Below are 19,713 nucleotides of genomic sequence, written 5' to 3' on the forward strand. Positions count from 1 at the left end.
CCCATCGTTCTTTTGTCAGCAAGTATTCTATAACACTAAGAATACTTGCTGATTTTTTTTGCATTTAACCTTTATACTATTTATTATTACTAAGCGCTATTAGCATCCAACCTTAAACTCTCTTTTTTATCACATACTTCTTTATTACGGCTCATACTATGCCATTTTCTGCTATGACAAATACATTATCCAATCCTGTCCAACTCATTTATGCTGGCGGTACTTTTGGTAGCTATGGACGACCCTTAGCACCGTTATCAGCAGAAATATTCTTACCGACTTTACAAAAGCTATTGACTGACCAAGATAACGCTAACCACTTGCCTCAAATCTCATGGCTGGATAATGCCTTAATTAAAGACAGTAGCCAACTTACCCCTAACGACTTTGTACATTTTTATCAGCTTTTGCTAGCAGCCTATGCACAAGGCGACAGGCGTTTTGTGCTCATCACTGGTACAGATACTTTGAGTTATTTGGGTGCGTTTTTAGCAGAAGCGTTTGCTGGCAGTGATATTTGTATAGTCGTCACTGGTAGTATGCGCCCACTGTTAGACAGCGAGGTGATACATTCCTATGATATCGATGACCATAGCGACGCATGGGATAACCTCAGCGATTCATTAAAACTGGCTGCTGCTGGTGAGTCGGGTGTGAAGATTGCTTTTGGCGGTGAGTCTTGGCCTGCGCAAACGGTACAAAAAATTCATAGCCATGATTTGATGGCATTTACGGGTCACTCCAGAGCCGCCTATCCTGCCAATAGTTATATCAAAAACTTACCGGATACCCTCCGCCAGCATTGGCTCGATGATCAGCAAGCAATGATTGACCATATCGAATCTCGAGCTGAGCAAGCACGCATTCATGCTTTATATTGCTTGCCAAACGACACTGAGGTAATGACTAGCCAGCTACAGGCATTATTATCACAGCCGCCATGTGGCATTATCCTATTAGGATTTGGCGCAGGTAATGTTCCTTATTCGCAAGCGCTAGCAGAGGCACTAGAGCTTGCTTATAAAAACGGCCACATGGTGATATGCGCTAGCCAATCTCCATTTGGCGGTGTCAGTGACAGCTATGCGGCTGGTAGTTGGCAATATGAGTATCATGTGATTGCTGGCGGACGCTTAACGATTCCCGCTATCTATGCACGATTATTATGGCTATTGCTGCGTTATGACAATCCCACTCGGCGCAGACAACGTTGGTTGAACAATGTCAATCAGGCGGGCATCACTATCAAAAAACGTTAGACTATCGTTAAATATATTCACTTTATAAGCGCCAATACGAAAATATTCAATACCAATCATGTCCGAGATTAACATGTCCGAGATTAACAGCAGCAAAGCTGAAACGCCCACAACCTATACATTAGCCATTGCAATTGAGTTTTTGGGGACGCGCTATCATGGCTGGCAGCGACAACGAGAAGTATTAGGCGTACAAGAAGCGTTAGAAACCGCTATCGGTAAAGTTGCAAATGAGGCGGTAGAGGTCGTCGCGGCTGGTCGTACCGATGCAAGCGTCCATGCCAGCAATATGATTGCCCACTTTACGACACGTGCCTATCGTCCTACTCATAACTGGCTGCGCGGAGTAAACAGTCTATTGCCTGATGATATCGCCCTGCGGTGGATTCAACCAATGCCTGACGACTTTCATGCGCGTTTTGGTGCCATTGCCCGTCGCTATCGCTACATCACGCTGAATCAAGCACAGCGCCCTGCTATTTTGAATCACCAAGTCACTCATATCTATGAACCGCTCGATTTAGCAGCGATGCAACTGGCGGCGGCTGAGATCGTCGGTACTCACGATTTTAGTAGCTACCGCGCCGCTGCTTGCCAGTCTAATCAGCCGGTACGCTCAGTCAGTCACGCAAGACTCTTTGCCCATGGTCAGTTTATTGTTTTTGATATTCAAGCAGATGGATTTTTGCATCATATGGTTCGTAACTTAATGGGTACCTTGTATGCCATCGGTCGACACGAATTGCAGCCAGAAGCCTTTTTAGATATTTTAGCCAAAAAAGATCGTACTATCGCACCGCCTACTGCCTCTGGTGATGGTCTATACTTTATCAATGCTTACTATCCTGAGCATTTTCAACAACGACTGCCAAATGCTCCTTTAACCCCTATTTGGCTAAATTTACCTGACTGAATAAATAGAAGTTGGCATACATAACGGTTACAGGCTGTCAAGTAAAAACCTAGTGCTGTATTGCTTTAATCCGCTAACTTACGTATAATATGGGCTTATTTTTAATTGATTGATACCAACTATGGCAAAAGACGATATTATTGAATTTGAAGGCGAAGTCATTGACACCCTTCCGAATACCCTGTTTAGAGTTCGTTTAGAAAACGGACACGAAATCATTGCTCATATCTCAGGTAAGATGCGTAAGCATTATATCCGTATCTTGACAGGTGATAAAGTTAAGGTCGAAATGACACCTTATGACCTATCAAAAGGTCGTATTACTTATCGTGGCAAAAACTAATTTCTTATACACTAAAATGGTTATAAAAGCATTTATATAAATACAGCTGGTTGCTAAATGGCTTCTTTTCGCTGATAGCTGATATAGACGCTTGGGTGGTTTAACTGATAATAATAATGAAAATGCTAACCTGCTCATTATTGCCTATCAATATTTTAGTTATTCAGTCTTAGTTATTTGTTTTTATCATAAAAAATACCGCTAAATTTCAGCGGTATTTTTTTGTCTAAATTTTATGAGTTGACTTACTTTCAAATTTTTAAATCATGATTAATAAGTAGCATGATTAAGAAGTAGTGAGGCACTATTTAAACTCAACAGTCGCACCGTTTTGAATCACCCCTAGCAAAGCAAGTGCATCCCAATTTGTCAGGCGTATACAACCCGCTGAGGCTTGACGGCTGATGCGGTCAGGATCTGGTGAGCCATGAATACCATAAGAAGGCTTACTAAGCCCAATCCATACCGAGCCCACTGGATTATTAGGGCCAGGTGGAAGAATAGACTTGCTACCGTCTTTAGCAGTATAAGTATAATTAGGCTCATGCACCTTCACCTCTACCGTATGTGTCCCTGTTGGTGACGGTGTTGCCGTACTACCTACTGTGGTCGGGTAGCTGGCAACTAAGTTGTCTTTATCATCATAGGCATATAGCGTTTCAGTGGCTTTATCAGCAACGACTCGACTGACAGGCTTGGTATTTGGATTGCCCGGATTATAGACTGTGATGGTTTCACCCGCCGTAAAGCTAGCCTTAGGGTTTAACGCTTTGAGATAGCTTTCACTAATATGGAATTTTTCTGCTAGCCCTTCCGTGATGCTCTCGTAATACAATCCCTCAAGTTTGGATTTGGCTTCAGCACCAACTGGTATTTCTGTCATTTTAATATTAACATCCGCATCAGTTATCTGATAGCTGACTAGCACTGGCTGCACCGTGAGTTTTTCATTCTTTGTCAGCGCTTGCCATGTTTCGTTGTTTAGCGTGTCAGTGACTGCCAAATCATTTGCTTGTTGAAACGCTTGCATGGCCTTGCGGGTATTTTTGCCCCAATAACCATCAACAGGGCCTACACCATTGTGATGCCAATTTAATAAGGCTTGCAATTTAGTACCGATGATACGGTCGATATTCATCCCCTCTTTCCAAGTGGCATTATTCACCTTTTGCGCAGCAACTGATAAATTGTCTGTCGTATACTTGATAGTAGGTAAAAATTTGTTCGAAGCATTTGCGGTTTTGCTATCACGTACTAGCTTTTGGCTAATGCCATTGGTCACGGGGCTGACCTCTTCAGCAGCATTCGCCTTATTAGCATTATTTTTGCTAATACTGGCTTCATCGTTATTGGTCGGTGCTTGGTTGTCAGAGTTATTGATCAGTGCTTGATTGTTAGCATTTACACTATCCAGTGGTGCTGCAACGCTCTGCCCCATGAAAACTGCCGTAGAAAAACCGATCATCGCTACTGCTGTGCTGATTTTTTTTAATTGATACACCTCATGCTCCTAATTTTTTATAAAAATAATAAATTTTATTTTGTTATGTTGTCATCAAGGCTTGTTATTTTGAGTTGTAACGCCTTCATAACCAACTTTACTCAAACACCTTTTCATCAGCTCTCTTCTAACGTGAAAGTCTGCGATTCTAGTGGTTTGTAAGCTGTTAATAGTGTCATATTACCTTGTGAGCATATAACAGCTTTATGTTAATAAAGCCCTTGTCCTGCGGTGTCTGTGTTAAAACAAGTACTTTTTTACAACTATCTGGTTTAGTGTGTTACCGCTAGAAAGTGATTAAAATAAACATAAAAAAAACCCATAATTTGCTGAGCAAACTATGGGTTTAGAACGACGATGAACGATAAAGATGAAAATTGTCCCCTATCAAAATAAAACAGGGGAAAATTTAATCCATATCACTATAGTGGGACTAGAGTAATTTAGCCAATACTGCTTGACCCATCTCTTGGCACCCTACTTGCTTCAATCCAGCTTCACTACTGTCTAAGATATCAAGCGTACGCAAACCGTCATCAAGGACATCACTCACTGCTTGCTCAATCGCTTGTGCCGCTGCTTCTTGCTTAAAGGTATAACGCAGCATCATCGCAACCGATAAAATAGTCGCCAATGGGTTGGCTTTGTCCTGCCCAGCAATATCAGGCGCTGAACCATGACACGGCTCATACATCCCTTTGCCTGCTTCATCGAGACTGGCTGATGGCAACATACCGATAGATCCAGTGAGCATAGCAGCTTCATCAGACAAGATATCACCGAACATATTGCCTGTCACCATGACATCAAACTGCTTAGGATTCTTGATCAATTGCATACAGGCATTGTCAGCATACATGTGCGATAACGCCACGTCGCTATAATCTGCTTGCTGCATTTGGGTCATCGTTTGCTTCCACAGCTCGGTGACTTCTAATACGTTTGCCTTGTCCACTGAGCAAACTTTCGCTGCTGTGCCTGCTGCTTGCGCACGCGTTTTTGCCAATTCAAAAGCAACTTTGCCGATACGCTGAATCTCGCTTGTGCTATAGACCATGGTGTTGTAGCCTTGCTGTTCACCATTCTCTAGTGTGCGGATTCCACGTGGCTCACCAAAATAGATACCACCAGTCAACTCACGAACGATAAGCAAATCCAAGCCTGAAATAATCTCAGGTTTGATACTAGACGCATTGACTAACTGTGGGTAAAGCTTTGCCACACGTAGATTAGCGAACAAACCAAGCTCACCACGTATTTTAAGTAAACCACGTTCAGGGCGCTTGCTGCGTTCAATACCATCCCATTTAGGACCACCGACCGCCCCTAACAATACCGCATCTGCTGCACGGGCACGGTCTAGCGTCTCATCTGGCAAAGGCTCACCCGTTGCGTCAATGGCCACACCGCCAATCAATCCAGACTCAAGTGTCAAATCTAACGCAAATTTCTTATTGACCGCATTCAGTACGTCAATGGCTTGAGTCATGATTTCGGGACCGATACCATCGCCCGCTAATGTTAAAATCGTTGCCATACTAATCCTTGTGGGTAGGTAGTTTTTTATTTATGTTGGGGCATGTTCTCATTTTGAAAATGGTGATAAAAATTGCCGTCAAACAAGGAAAGTAGCGCAAATAATATCGAGATATTGATAAGCTATTTAACGATGTTTGGCAAAATTTAGCCATTTTTAACTCATTTAGAGGATAGTCGATTGAATTGAGGATATGCCCTAATACTACGAATTTACGATATTTTCCTAAAAACGATTTTTAGTGCCTTCAATAGCACAAAAAATCGTAGTCAATTTACTATTTTTGAAACTCAAATAGGCTTTAAGCTTTGGCTTTTACTTTCGATGATGCAGGCAATGCTTTTACGATACGAGTTTCTACAAACTCTCCTTGATGCTCAGCAGACAGCTCTTTACAAAATCGGCGCTGTACAGTGTTGCCTTGATACAGATCAACACATAGCGGCTGTGGTGAAGCGGTGTCTAATAAACTGCCAGAATTATCGTTAGACTTTTTCTGATAAGCCCGTAATTGATAAGTATCAGCGTCAATAAAATCGTGAATTAAAGTAAAACGCTCAACATAGCCCAGATTGTTTTCTGGATAGAAATTCACCTGTACTTCGCGTTTTGCAGGTTTTACCCGCGCATAATAATTGGTTAGACCCAGCATGCCTGAGGCAGACAAAGGTACAATCTTAATCTCATTTTTATGAGCGAGTGGTGTCATATCTATGTTTGCGTGCATTGATGTTTGTGCATGCTTATTGTTAGTATGACTGCTGGTATGACTTTTGCCCTTTGCACTCATATCTTTCATCGCGACCAGCATGGCAGGATTGATAGGCTCATGCGTATCAGCCCCTATCACTCGTGTCTTATCTATCCGTGCAATTTCACAATGATAGGTTCCTATACAGGCAATATTGACTTCACCCGCAATCGGTTGAATTTTGCCTGCCCATGCTTTGGCGTTTTCTGCCTCATCTATTTTCTGATACCCAGTCAATAGCTGACAGCCTGACAACAATAAGCTTGCGGCAACAACCGTACTTGTCCATAAAGCATAACGTTTTTTATTCATAATGGCGGCTACTATTTATGAGAGAAATAATAAAATATCGTAAAAAAACTACCCTTCATTTTAGCCAGTTCACCGCCATAACTCAACGTTACATTATTACTGTTCGGCAGTTTTATAAGTAATGGCTTGCAGATTCATGATTTATGCTCGTACATCGTTAAATATCCATGGTGTTTTTTGCATCATCTTATGCTCATAATCTTTAATGGCATCGCTTTGCTGCAAGGTTAAACCAATATCATCAAGGCCATTTAACAAGCAGTGTTTGCGAAACGCATCTACGTCAAATGCATATTCTTCACCTGTTGAGGTGACGACGACTTGGCGTTCAAGATCTGCGGTTAGCTCATAGCCTTCATTAGCAAGCGTGTCTTTCATTAATGTATCTACAATTGCCTCGTCCAAGACAATTGGTAGCATGCCATTTTTAAAGCAATTGTTATAAAAAATATCTGCAAAGCTTGGCGCGATTACCGTACGAAAGCCATATTCAGACAACGCCCAAGGCGCATGCTCACGGCTCGAGCCACAGCCAAAGTTGCGGCGTGCCAGCAAAATAGTCGCGCCTTGATAACGCGGCTTATTTAGCACAAATTCTGGATTGATAACGCGTGTGCTATTGTCCTGCCCCGGATATCCTTCGTCAAGATAACGCCAATCATCAAACAAATTGACGCCAAATCCTGTGCGTTTAATAGACTTTAAAAACTGTTTTGCAATAATTTGATCGGTATCGACGTTTGCGCGATCTAATGGGCAAACGATACCCGTTTGAGTGTTATAAGCTTGCATGGTTTTTCCTTAAAATATCGATTACTAACGTAAATTTTTTTGACGGTCTAATGAATCTTAAAAGAGCGTGCCATTTGTTTAACAATACTGGTCATTTTAGTTTTTTCACTTTCAGGATAATTCAGATGTAATACTGCTTCCTGACCATCCTTAACTTTAATAACATGATAAAAAACTTGACCGTCTTTTCTATAGCCGCTTGCTGTATAGGTTTTATCTTTTAACCGCTCGTAAGTAACTGTCATGCCTGTTTTATATCGATGCTGCTTCTCTTTTAGATAATCGCTATCGGTATAAAAGAAAACAGTTGGTGTATTACTCCCAAAGACCAAAATAGTGGCATTAGAATTGGGTAACTTAAAATGACGACCATCACCATTATCTGCCTCAGGCAACCATGTCAATTGATTTGGAACATCGACACAATAGGCAAATCTTCCATTACAGTAATCACGAGCCATTGCTAGCTGAGAGCTACCCAATAAGCAAAATAAAACAAACAGCATTTTCATTTTTATGCTCTATAGAAATGCAAAGTTAAAACGTTCTTACATCGACAAAGTGACCCGCCAATGCGGCGGCAGCTGCCATTGCTGGGCTTACCAAATGGGTACGACCACCATTGCCCTGACGACCTTCAAAGTTACGGTTAGACGTTGAAGCGCAGTGTTCTTGTGGCTCAAGCTTATCCGCATTCATAGCAAGACACATCGAACAACCCGGCTCACGCCACTCAAATCCAGCCGCAGTAAACAAGGCATCTAAGCCTTCTGCTTCAGCCTGCAACTTCACTTGCCCAGAACCTGCCACAACGATGGCTTCTTTGATATTGTCCGCGACTTTACGACCTTTAATGACTGCGGCGGCATCACGCAAATCTTCGATACGCGAATTGGTACATGAACCAATAAAAATGCGATCAAGCTGGATATCCGTAATCTTTTGCCCAGCGTCTAAACCCATATAGGTATAAGCACGTAACCAGCCTTCTTCTTGTGCTTCATCTGCCGCTTGATCAGGTGTTGGTACAGATTGAGTGATATCGACAACCATTTCAGGAGAGGTTCCCCAAGAGACTTGTGGTGCTATTTGGCTACCATCCAACTCAACAACAGTATCAAATACCGCGTCATCATCTGAATATAAGGTACGCCAGTAAGCTTCCGCTTGCGCCCATTGCTCAGAGGTTGGCGCATAAGGACGACCTTTGACGTACTCGATGGTTGTGTCATCGACCGCAACCATACCCACGCGAGCACCCGCTTCGATCGCCATGTTACAGACGGTCATGCGACCTTCCATACTCATCTCTTCAAATACTTGCCCAGCAAATTCGATAGCATGCCCTGTCCCACCAGCCGTGCCAATCTTTGCAATGATAGCAAGTACCACGTCTTTTGAAGTCACGCCAGCACCAAGTTTACCAGTGACGCGAATTTGCATATTTTTTGATTTCTTTTGAATCAAACACTGCGTTGCCAATACATGCTCAACCTCTGATGTGCCGATACCGTGCGCTAAGCAGCCAAGCGCGCCATGAGTAGCAGTATGCGAATCACCGCAAACAACTGTCATACCCGGTAACACCAAACCTTGCTCAGGGCCAACGACGTGTAAAATGCCTTGACGAGCATCATTAATCGTAAACTCAGCGATATCAAATTTGGCGCAATTTTCATCCAATGTCACTACCTGCAAGCGTGATACTTTGTCCTTGATACCAGGCACGCCTTCTAAACGCTCTTTAGTGACTGTGGGTACGTTATGGTCAGGACTGGCGATATTAGCCGACAGGCGCCACGGTGCTCTATTGGCTAACTCCAAGCCTTCAAATGCTTGCGGACTGGTCACTTCATGCAACAGATGGCGGTCGATATAAATCAGGCTCGAACCATCGTCACGCTTGGTGACTTCGTGAGCATTCCAAAGTTTGTCATATAACGTTTGACCTGCCATGTTGCTATCCTTTATTGGTTGCTAATTACTGGTTTTTTTACTTGCTTATAGTCATTCCACTATAAAGGTATTACTGCGTTAACCTCGCTTGAAGTATTAAATATACATCTACACTCGGTTGCCTTGTACTACTTTTAAATTGACTCGACTATAGCCTATGGTAAAAATTTTCTTTGAATTTTATACGTCGCGATACTTTATTATCAGCGGCATCGTCAGCGGCGCTTGTATCAAAATCGATATTTTTATATTGGCGATTTTACATTGATGACCATTATCAGCGCTTAAAACGTGCGATGAGCTGAAAATAGTCAATTTAATAGAATAAATATGTCACAATACGTCTTGATGTCTTGTGATTATAGCAGGCTAATCCTATAATAATAATTGATGATTTTTGCCCAGACGCAAACTTTTATTTCTAATACATTGTGATTGGGTCAGCCAACTTTTATTTATAGCTCGCAAAGTAGCTAAGGACATCCGTTTGAACACCACAAACTTGACGACATTCGTTACCGTTATGCACACTGGCAGCATCTCAGGTGCCGCAGAAAAACTGTTTATCACACAGCCTGCCGTCAGTAAACGCATCAAAAATTTGGAAGATGAATTCAACATTACTTTGTTTGATACGGTGGGACGCGGCATTGTACCGACCCAAGCAGCCAATGAAATGCTGCCGCATGCCAAGCGTTGGCTAGAAGATTATGAGAATTTTAAGATTAATCTGCAACACTCTCAGCATATCGTATCTGGTAAATTAGTGATCGGCACCAGTCATCATATTGGCTTGCATCATTTAGCGCCTGTACTTAAGCATTTTATCCAGGCTTATCCTGCCGTACAACTAGAAGTACATTTTGTTGATTCAGAAAAAGCGCACAAAGCCGTACTCGATGGCGATTTATCATTAGCATTTTTAACACTGCCGCCCGTTTATGATAAGCGCTTGACCTATCATACGCTATGGTCAGACCCTCTTTACTTTATGACAGGTACGCTATCGCCTTTAGCGACCAAATCTAATGTGACACTAGAGCAATTGGCACGCTATCCTGCTATTTTACCGTCTGCCAACACCTTTACCAGTCAAATTACCTTGGCTGAATTCGCCAAGCACAATCTGAAACCCTATGCCACGATGAGCACCAATCCTCTTGAGTCTATTCGCATGCTGGTTTCTGTTGGTCTGGGATGGTCTGTATTACCGCAAACCATGATTAGTCAAGATTTAGAACGTATCGATATGGCAGACAATATAGAGTTACAACGCTATTTGGGTGTGGTTATCAATCCGAAATTGACGCAATCTAGCAGCGTTACTGCTTTGTTAGACTTGTTAGCGCCTATTGAATAAGATTCCCCCTTGATGAGGATTAGAGCGTGCTATGGAATCCAAAAAGCACGCTATTCGCATTTACGACCCTCATGCGTTATAATACACTTGACGTTGTTTTCATAACAAAAATTTACTATAAGAACACTGATAGTCATATATTGAACACTTCGAGTAATATATGATGATTAATAGTAGGTTTAATGGTTTTAAATGATTGGTTATATAGATATAGGTGGCCGATACTGATAAATGAGTCGCAAATGCGAGCAATCGATATGATGTAATATGAGATTCTTATTGATCTCTAAGCACTGCGAATTCGTATTAGCCCTAGAACAGCATCAATCATATAAAACTAACAGCAGATATTGAATAAAAGCCATTATGTCCTACTTAATGGCTTTTTTCGTCTTTAGATATTGTTTGGGACATCGTCTTATAACACTTAATCTTTATAGTTAAAATAATTACCGCCAACCATGTTGGTTAAGGACAATTTATATGAACGGAGTTTCTAGTGGCGTGCTGGTATCACTTGGCGCCTATTTTTTAGTGATGATTGGTATTGGCATTTACGCTTACTTTAAGCAAGCCAATGATACTGAAGGCTATATGTTAGGAGGACGCAGTTTAGGTCCAGCAGTCACTGCACTATCGGCAGGTGCATCAGATATGTCAGGTTGGTTACTACTTGGCTTGCCCGGCTATATGTATGCTGACGGTGTCGTGAGTATATGGATCGCACTTGGTTTGACACTTGGTGCATTTTTAAACTACCTTATCGTGGCACCTCGCCTTCGCGTTTATACCGAAGTGGCTGACAATGCCATCACTCTACCCGATTATTTCGCCAACCGCTTTGAAGATAAGTCGCACATGCTGCGTGTTATCTCAGCCGTGGTTATCATTTTATTCTTCACGGTTTATACTGCTGCAAGCCTAGTAGGCGGTGGTAAACTCTTCGAAAGCTCGCTCAACCTTTCTTATAGCACTGGTCTATGGGTCACCGCTGGCGTTGTTGTCGCTTATACGTTATTCGGTGGTTTCTTAGCCGTTTCAATGACTGACTTTGTACAGGGTATCATCATGCTATTTGCGATGGTCATTGTTCCTGTCGTCGCTTTCACTGATCTGGGTGGTATTTCAGCCACCACGCAAGCGGTTAGAAATATCGATCCAAGCTTGCTTAACATTACTAATGGTATGAGTATCCTTGGTATTGTGTCATTAATGGCATGGGGTTTGGGTTATTTTGGTCAGCCCCACATTATTGTACGTTTTATGGCCATTCGCTCAGTCAAAGATGTCCCTACTGCCCGTAACATCGGTATGAGCTGGATGATTGTCAGCCTTATTGGGGCACTGATGACAGGTTTTGCTGGTCGTGCTTATGTGCAAAAGACAGCGATGACTTTAGATGATCCTGAGACCATCTTTTTAGTATTTACGCAGTTTTTATTCCATCCATTGGTTTCAGGCTTCTTATTAGCTGCAATTTTAGCTGCGATTATGAGTACCATCTCATCACAGCTATTGGTAGTATCAAGCTCATTGACTAAAGATGTCTATAAGTTGTTTTTTGATCAAGATGCACCTGAGGCGCGTCAAGTATTGGTCGGCCGCATTTCCGTAATCATTGTCGCCGTTGTTGCCATTTTACTGGCGTCTAATCCAGAAAGCTCAGTATTGAATTTGGTTTCTAACGCTTGGGCAGGGTTTGGTGCAGCATTTGGACCGTTGGTTATTTTCAGCCTAATCTGGCGCGGTATGAACCGTAACGGTGCAGTTGCTGGTATGGTGGTCGGTGCATTGACGGTTATCCTATGGATTTACGGTCCTTTCCAGATGAATGGCATGGCACTCAATAGCTGGTTATATGCTATCGTTCCCGGCTTTATCTTAAGTACAATCGCCATTTTTGCGGTAAGTATCATGACAGGCGGTCCAAAAGCCTCTGTTACTGCGAAATTTAAAGAAATGGAACTCAATTTAAATAAATAAGCTTATCGATATAATTATCACTATAAAAAAACCTCGCCATCATTGGTGAGGTTTTTTATTGATGACTATTAAATATAATACCTAGGACATTGGTACATAAGTAAGCTATGGTTATTTCTATTAGAGATCTCATACTTAGCTAATAGCGCTATAACATTTCATAATTCAGGTGTTAACTTTTCACTCAATCATCACGCTTGTAGCCACTTATGCTATGTCATTAATCATCTAACTTGTTAGTGTAAGATATACTACTGAATAAATTTATAATGCACCTCAAATATCAAAGATAAATGGATAAGCAGAACTACCTCAGCGAGGCTAAAGAGTTAGAGATATGGCGGTTATGATATCCATTAGCGCTGGCACAATACCGAGCACCATAGGGTCATCGATATATAAGATCATCTATAAGAAAAGATACTATTAGCGCTTAGAGGTCAATGAGTCTTGGATTTAAGTGTGTTTCAAGAAGCGTATATTTCAGCTAAAATATACTTATGATCGTAATAACTCAATGATGTTGTGGCTTATGTTTGAAGCAAATATCGTTTAATTGCGGGCAAGAAACCAATCACTGCCGTCTTAGACATCGTCTAAAAAAAGCTGTCAAATAAATTTATTATTTTGCTAAAAACCTTTATGCACACTTTAAAGTCGTTGATTTAATGTTCTTTTATATCAATTTCTATTTCGAACACCGATAAAAAAAAGCGACCCATCACGGATCGCTTTTTTTATGTATTAGTACTGCTAAATATGCGTATTATTTAGTGTCTTGGTAAGACAATTTCACACCGAAGATATATCCATCATTGTCTTGAAAGTCACCAACAATTTTGTCACTTGGCAATACACCTTGGGCATCGCCGAACCATAGGTATTTGCCACCCGCTGATACTGCCCAGTTTTCTGTCACGTTATACTTTGCACCCAAACCAGCGCTGTAATAGCCTTCGATAGGACCTAACGAGGTAACAGGGTTACCAGCACCACTATCCCAACCAACGGTACCACTAATTGCAAGTGCTGGCGCAACACGCTTGGCTAGACCAAGCTCTACTTGCCATTGATCCTCTTCGTACTCAACCAAGTTCAAACCATCAGGTCCATAAGATCTTTTACTAACCTCATTATATAGTGGCGGCGTAATCTTAAAGTCACCCCAAGGTACCCAGCGCACTTTTGCAGTTGCTAAAGTCGTTGGGTTAATACCGGTCTGAAAATCAAAGTTTACGGATTTAGGAGTAGTAATTTCCATATTACTGGTGCGATTGGCTGCAGCTGGATCACCAGCTAAAGCACCTGCAATGGGGTAGTTTTCAGCAATCTTCATGTTGTGGTCAATTTCAGAGCGATAGGTCAGCGCTGCTTTTAAGGCAATTTCAGGTTTGCTATAGGCAATACCAGCTATATAACCATAGTCCATATCAGGGCTGTTACGTGAGGTATAGCCAGTAGCAGGACCATAAGCCAAACCTCGTAATTTCACTTCAGACTCAATACGTTGAGCGACTGGACCACCGTATACTTGAAACTCTTTGTTGGCACCAAATTTTGCGCCAAGAATAGCTGTCAGGCTGTTACTACGTACTTCAACATTAGTACCTTCCCCTGCATTAGCTGCTTCAGCATTTGCGATACCTACTGCTCCACGCAAACCATCTAACTGCGCTTGCTGTTCATCTGTCAAGACTCCAGCCGTTTCTCCTGGCGTGAGCGCACCTATTCCAGCCAAAGCTGCGGCATAAGTGGGAGCTTGATTGTTAGTAATAGCAGCGACAGAAGCATCAAGATCGCCTTTCGACACAAAATTGTTGTCGCCAGTATATTGCGCTGCTGCGCCAAAGGGCTCATCATATAAGATACCAACACTAAAGGTTTCATTGATATCTGTTTTTACACCATAACGAAAGAAATCATAATATTCAGCGATATCGCCAGTCTTATCACCTCTAACATAGGTGTTATTCGTAGGAACGTTATTGGCGCTATCATAACCACTAACATCAGCATCGATATAGGTGTAAACAGCTTCAGCATAGGTGCCATCTTGGAGGAAGGCTGTGACATCCTGACCTGAACGGTCAAGACCAGCAGCATTGGTTACGCTAGCTACAGAAAAAGCGGCAATCGCTACTGCAAGGGTTTTTAAATGAAAAGTATTGCGCATTGTGTATCTCCAAACGTCCTTGTTGTTTTACTACTTAAATAATCAATATTTAGCATTGCTGCGCATAACTTTATGATTATAAAAGTCGTGTCCTGAGATGAATACTAATGCCTTTTTGACACTAAAACAACAATTAAAGTGCTTTATTTCCCAAATATGACTGGACAGTACAAATAAGATACACGTACAAAACTAATATCTAGTTTTTCATTCTGATATTTTTTAAATTGCTCTCAGTATTTTTTAGAGATAGCAGGCAGATCCCTATCTGTTGTAACTTAATAATCCTAAAATACTCTAATCTTTTATTAAACTTAAACACGCTGGCATAAAAAAGCGACCCAATCAGGATCGCTTTTTATTATTTAGACTATGGATTTATAAGTTAGCAAATTACAACTTACATTAGTTTGCTTGGTAAGAAAGCTTCACGCCAAGTGCAAAACCATCGTTGTCTTCAAAGTTACTCACCACGGCTTTAGTCGGAATTTGGCCTTTAGCATCACCGAACCATAGATATTTACCACCCGCTGATACTGCCCAGTTTTCTGTCACATTGTACTTGGCACCCAAGCCAGCACTGTAATAGCCTTCGATAGGACCTAGCGAGGTTACAGGGTTACCAGCACCACTATCCCAACCGACAGTGCCTGTTACTGCTAATGCTGGCGTCATGCGCTTAGCGAGACCTAGCTCAACTTGCCATTGATCTTCATCGTAACTAACTAATGCCAAGCCTTCATCATCTTTTGTCGATATTTTACTGACATCATTGTATAGTGACGGTACGATAGCAAAATCACTCCAAGGCACCCAACGGACTTTTGCAGTAGCTAGCATGGTAGGATTGATACCCGTCTGGAAATCAAAGTTGACTGATTCTGGCGTATTGATTTCAATATCAGAATGTCTGGTAGTCGGCAACGCTAGACCAGCGGTAGCACCTGCAGCCGTAGCAATTGGAAAAGTCTCAAAAGCCTTTGCATTATGCTTGATTTCAGAGCGATACGTCAAAGCAGCTTTAAGTGCAATTTCAGGCTTGCTATAAGCCATACCAGCGATCCAGCCATAGTCTTGGTCATTACTGATGTGAGTGGTATAACCCTTGGCTGAACTGTATGCGTCACCGCGCAATTTTACATCTGCCTTTACGCGCTGAGCCACTGGACCACCATAAGCTTGAAACTCTTTGTTAGCGCCAAATTTAGCACCAAGAATACCAGTAATACTCTCAGTACGTACTTCTACTTGCGTCGCTTCGCCCGCTACTGCTGCTAGACCTTTAGCGGCTTCAAGACCAATAAGCTGACCTTGAGCGGCTTGTAATTCTTCAGCGGTTAAACCACCTGGATTACCTGGAGCAAGCGCCCCTTGCAATTGTGGTATTAATACGTTATCGACGTAAGCTTCGGTAATATTAGGGTTTTTTGTAAAGTCTTGAATGATAGCGTCACGATCACTTTCGGTAACGAAATCGTTTTGACCGTTATAATCAGCGGCGGCACCAAAAGGCTCATCATATAAAATACCGATGCTAAACGTGTCGTTAATATCTGCTTTTACACCATAACGGAAAAAATCATAAGACTCTGCGATATCATTGAGCTTATTGCCTGACAAGTCTTTACCACTCACATCGGCATCGATATAAGTATAAACAGATTCGGCGTAGGTGCCATCTTGTAAGAATGCAGTGATATCTTGACCTGAACGATCAAGACCAGCAGCACTAGCAACGCTAGCAATAGAAAGAGCAGCAACAGCTACTGTTAGAGTTTTCAAATGAAAATTTGCGCGCATTATGTATCTCCAAACGTCCGCATTGTTTTACTACTTTACTTAATTTTAATAAGCAAGCAGCATCCGAGGTGGAGGATAGTAATGATTTTCGAACATTAAAACAACTGCAAAAACACATTATTTCATGATTATGACTGAACAGTATCTGTATCTCACAATGCGGATATAATAGTTATAAATTTTCAACCATTTAGTTTCTGCAGATATTAATAATGAGGGGGTCTTTCTGCCATTACATCAAAAGGTGCAATGCCGCCTTCAGGATCCTGACTTTCCACTTGTTTATAAATCAGCTGCAACTGTCGTTGTAATGTCTGAATATCTTTATCTTGCCGCGCAATCACCTCATCGAGTCGCTCTACTGTCATCTCTAGATGCGCCATACTCATCTGTAAATCAATGATTTGTTGCGTTTGTAGATCAGCATGCACAGCTAAAGCCTCGTTCTGAGCCTTATCTTGAGGATTAAATTGATTCATATTTTTCTCTGAATTATCATAAACATAAGACTGCTAGGATTCATTAATAAAATGGCTCGATGACCGATAAAAAGTAGCAATTAGATGACGATGCTCTTTATAAAATAGCAGCCGTTAATAAAAGCTATAAATAGTGCGGATAAAATCATTTACGCTCACTACAGTCACGTGATGGCATGTTATACTGCTCGCAATTTTGCAGCAACCCCTACCTCACTATTATATAAGCTTAAGATATTCTATGGCTCTGATACATTTAAAAGATATCCACCTTGCTTTTGGCGTCGCTCCTGTTCTTGATGGCATTGATTTTGCTATTGAAGCAGGTGAACGTGTCTGTTTAATTGGCCGTAATGGCGAAGGCAAATCCACCTTATTTAAGCTAATTAACGGCACCTTACAACCTGATAGCGGCGAAGTCATTATCAATAGCAGCGTGCGCGTGGCGATGCTAGAACAAGACGTTCCTGAGACAAGCGGACGTATCCTAGACATCGTTATGGGTGGTAGCAGCCGCACGGCTGAGCTGCTTATCAACTACAATGCCCAAACTGACTTATGTGCCAATGGCGACATGGATGCTTGTGAGCGTATGGCCGATTTGCAGCATGATATCGATGCGGTACACGGTTGGGATTTAGAGCGCGAAGCCACCCGCCTGATCAAAACCATGGGGCTGGATCCAGATGATGATTTATCTTCATTATCAGGTGGTCGTAAGCGCCGTGTACTACTAGCACGCTCATTGGTCACCAAACCTGATGTACTGCTGCTCGATGAACCAACCAACCATTTAGACGTTGATAGTATTGAATGGCTAGAGCGCTTTTTATTGGATTGGCAAGGTTTGACCCTACTATTCGTGACCCACGATAGAGCATTTGTCAATAAACTATCGACGCGCATCATTGAGCTAGATCGTGGTCAATTGACCAGCTATGACGTCACTCAAGGCGAAGGTGGCTATGCACGCTATCAAGAGCTAAAAGAGCTGCAGTTACTCGCTGAAGAAAAAAATAACGCCAACTTTGATAAAAAACTGGCGCAAGAAGAAGTATGGATTCGCCAAGGTATCAAAGCCCGTCGTACCCGTAATGAAGGCCGTGTCCGTGAGCTAAAAGCTTTACGTGAAGAGCGTAGTGATCGCCGTGAGCAAGTCGGTAACGTTAATATCACGATGGGTCAAGGCGAGAAAAGCGGTAAACTTGTCTGTAAAGTCAAAAACTTACATCTTGAGTATGATGGCAACGTATTGGTTGATAATTTTACAACCACTATCATGCGCGGCGATAAAATCGGTATTGTCGGACCCAACGGTGCGGGCAAAACCACACTGATTAAAGCCCTACTCGATATGTCTGATGACGAAGTTACCAAGACTGGTAGTGTTGAATTAGGCACTAACTTAAAAATCGCTTTCTTCGACCAGTTGCGCGATCAGTTAGACCTTGAAGCCAGTGTGGCGCAAAACGTCTCTGAAGGCTCGGATTTCGTCGAAGTGGGTGGTCGTAAGACACACATCATGAGCTATCTACAAGATTTCTTATTTGCCCCAGAGCGTGCGCGTACCCCAGTCAAAGCATTATCAGGTGGTGAGCGTAACCGCGTGCTACTTGCCAAGCAGCTATTAAAGCCTGCCAACATTCTGGTACTTGATGAGCCAACCAACGACTTGGATATGGCGACACTTGAGCTACTAGAAGAGTCCGTCGCCAGCTTTGGCGGTACGATTTTGCTCATCAGCCATGACCGCTCATTTATGGACAATGTCGTTACCTCTACTTGGGTATTTGACCAAGATGAAGACGGCAAAGGTATCGTTAAAGAGTATGTCGGTGGTTATCAAGAATACTTGGTACAGAAAAACCGTGAGCAAGCAGCACACGCGGCTAGAGCACCAGCCAATAATGCAAATACTGCCAGTAAAGTTACCAATAATACAACCGCAGCAAAACCTAACAAAGCTGCCAAAAAGCTCAATTTCAATGAACAGCGTGAACTGGACAATTTGCCAAAAGAAATCGCTGCATTAGAAGCTGAGCAAGCCCAATTGCAAGAGAAACTGGCTGATGGGTCATGGTTCACCACTGACGTTAATGCAGCGACTGCCGCAAGTGAGCGCCTACTGACGATTGAAGATGAGATGATGAGTAAGCTTGAGCGTTGGAGTGAGCTTGAGAGCTAACGTTAGCGACTAAAGCGATGTTTTATAAAACTTGAAGTTTGATAAAACATAAAAAGTAATGAAATAATCACCGTTTTGTTCTTATAAAGCGGTGATTATTGGTTTACGACTACTTACATAGCAGTTAGATAGTGAAAGTTAGTGAACATTACCTTAATTTCGAGTATCATTCGCTATTGCAAAATATCCTTATTAATTATAAGGTCATCACGCTTATAATCCTTGCCAAAAAATCTATGTGAGACATTGATAATGCAGCTATTTTGCATCAATTCTCCTATTCAACCTTAGAGTATGTTCTATCAAGGTTGCTTTATTTTTAACGCAATAATTTATTTTATCACCGAAATAGCTTAGAATAGCAACAAT

At 42.0% G+C, this 19,713-nt stretch carries 15 protein-coding genes; 6 read left to right on the forward strand and 9 right to left on the reverse strand.

What is annotated here, in order from left to right; all coding sequences use genetic code 11:
* Positions 1 to 173: 173 nt before the first annotated feature.
* The 3 genes from JMY05_RS06435 (at position 174) to infA (ending at position 2,515) form a co-directional block, all read left to right on the forward strand.
* A complete protein-coding gene (locus JMY05_RS06435) occupies positions 174 to 1,259 on the forward strand; it encodes an asparaginase (RefSeq protein ID WP_045446931.1) in 1,086 nt (361 codons plus the stop codon).
* A 73-nt stretch (positions 1,260 to 1,332) separates the two neighbouring features.
* Positions 1,333 to 2,172: a tRNA pseudouridine(38-40) synthase TruA gene (gene truA / locus JMY05_RS06440; protein ID WP_045446831.1), complete on the forward strand. Its 840-nt coding sequence runs from the start codon at positions 1,333 to 1,335 to the stop codon at positions 2,170 to 2,172.
* Between the two features lie 121 nt (positions 2,173 to 2,293).
* On the forward strand, positions 2,294 to 2,515 hold the full coding sequence (gene infA, locus JMY05_RS06445; RefSeq protein ID WP_045446828.1) for a translation initiation factor IF-1: 222 nt from the start codon (positions 2,294 to 2,296) through the stop codon (positions 2,513 to 2,515).
* A 304-nt stretch (positions 2,516 to 2,819) separates the two neighbouring features.
* Here the strand turns inward: infA and JMY05_RS06450 are convergent, their stop codons facing one another.
* From JMY05_RS06450 to leuC, 6 genes are all read right to left on the reverse strand, one after another.
* Positions 2,820 to 4,016, reverse strand: coding sequence for a L,D-transpeptidase family protein (locus JMY05_RS06450; protein ID WP_201614542.1), 1,197 nt, complete (start codon positions 4,014 to 4,016; stop codon positions 2,820 to 2,822).
* 433 nt (positions 4,017 to 4,449) lie between these two features.
* Positions 4,450 to 5,553, reverse strand: a complete 1,104-nt coding sequence (gene leuB / locus JMY05_RS06455) for a 3-isopropylmalate dehydrogenase (protein ID WP_055124339.1) — start codon at positions 5,551 to 5,553, stop codon at positions 4,450 to 4,452.
* A gap of 301 nt (positions 5,554 to 5,854) precedes the next feature.
* On the reverse strand, positions 5,855 to 6,616 hold the full coding sequence (locus JMY05_RS06460) for a hypothetical protein (protein WP_201614544.1): 762 nt from the start codon (positions 6,614 to 6,616) through the stop codon (positions 5,855 to 5,857).
* A gap of 141 nt (positions 6,617 to 6,757) precedes the next feature.
* Positions 6,758 to 7,408 carry a 3-isopropylmalate dehydratase small subunit gene (gene leuD, locus JMY05_RS06465; RefSeq protein ID WP_055124341.1) on the reverse strand — a complete coding sequence of 217 codons (651 nt, stop codon included), beginning with the start codon at positions 7,406 to 7,408 and terminating at the stop codon, positions 6,758 to 6,760.
* Positions 7,409 to 7,455: 47 nt separating this feature from the next.
* Positions 7,456 to 7,920 (reverse strand): hypothetical protein, encoded by a 465-nt coding sequence (locus JMY05_RS06470; RefSeq protein WP_045446825.1) that lies wholly within the window; start codon positions 7,918 to 7,920, stop codon positions 7,456 to 7,458.
* Positions 7,921 to 7,945: 25 nt separating this feature from the next.
* Complete coding sequence (leuC, locus tag JMY05_RS06475; RefSeq protein WP_055124342.1) at positions 7,946 to 9,364, reverse strand: 3-isopropylmalate dehydratase large subunit; 1,419 nt, start codon at positions 9,362 to 9,364, stop codon at positions 7,946 to 7,948.
* Between the two features lie 487 nt (positions 9,365 to 9,851).
* On the opposite strand from leuC, the gene JMY05_RS06480 reads away from it, so the two are divergent.
* Both JMY05_RS06480 and putP read left to right on the forward strand, forming a co-directional pair.
* A complete protein-coding gene (locus JMY05_RS06480) occupies positions 9,852 to 10,724 on the forward strand; it encodes a LysR family transcriptional regulator (protein WP_045446822.1) in 873 nt (290 codons plus the stop codon).
* A gap of 483 nt (positions 10,725 to 11,207) precedes the next feature.
* Positions 11,208 to 12,707 (forward strand): sodium/proline symporter PutP, encoded by a 1,500-nt coding sequence (gene putP / locus JMY05_RS06485; RefSeq protein WP_045446819.1) that lies wholly within the window; start codon positions 11,208 to 11,210, stop codon positions 12,705 to 12,707.
* Between the two features lie 766 nt (positions 12,708 to 13,473).
* Here putP and JMY05_RS06490 read toward each other — a convergent pair.
* The 3 genes from JMY05_RS06490 to JMY05_RS06500 all read right to left on the reverse strand — a co-directional run bounded on the left by JMY05_RS06490 (position 13,474) and on the right by JMY05_RS06500 (position 17,159).
* Positions 13,474 to 14,880, reverse strand: a complete 1,407-nt coding sequence (locus JMY05_RS06490; protein WP_201614546.1) for a hypothetical protein — start codon at positions 14,878 to 14,880, stop codon at positions 13,474 to 13,476.
* 405 nt (positions 14,881 to 15,285) lie between these two features.
* Positions 15,286 to 16,680 (reverse strand): outer membrane protein transport protein, encoded by a 1,395-nt coding sequence (locus JMY05_RS06495; RefSeq protein ID WP_045446816.1) that lies wholly within the window; start codon positions 16,678 to 16,680, stop codon positions 15,286 to 15,288.
* A 206-nt stretch (positions 16,681 to 16,886) separates the two neighbouring features.
* Positions 16,887 to 17,159, reverse strand: a complete 273-nt coding sequence (locus JMY05_RS06500; RefSeq protein ID WP_045446813.1) for a SlyX family protein — start codon at positions 17,157 to 17,159, stop codon at positions 16,887 to 16,889.
* Positions 17,160 to 17,400: 241 nt separating this feature from the next.
* Here JMY05_RS06500 and JMY05_RS06505 point away from each other — a divergent pair, with 241 nt between their 5' ends.
* A complete protein-coding gene (locus tag JMY05_RS06505; protein ID WP_045446810.1) occupies positions 17,401 to 19,344 on the forward strand; it encodes an ATP-binding cassette domain-containing protein in 1,944 nt (647 codons plus the stop codon).
* Positions 19,345 to 19,713 lie beyond the last annotated feature (369 nt).

This window comes from Psychrobacter sp. JCM 18902, assembly GCF_904846615.1.
GTDB lineage: Bacteria > Pseudomonadota > Gammaproteobacteria > Pseudomonadales > Moraxellaceae > Psychrobacter.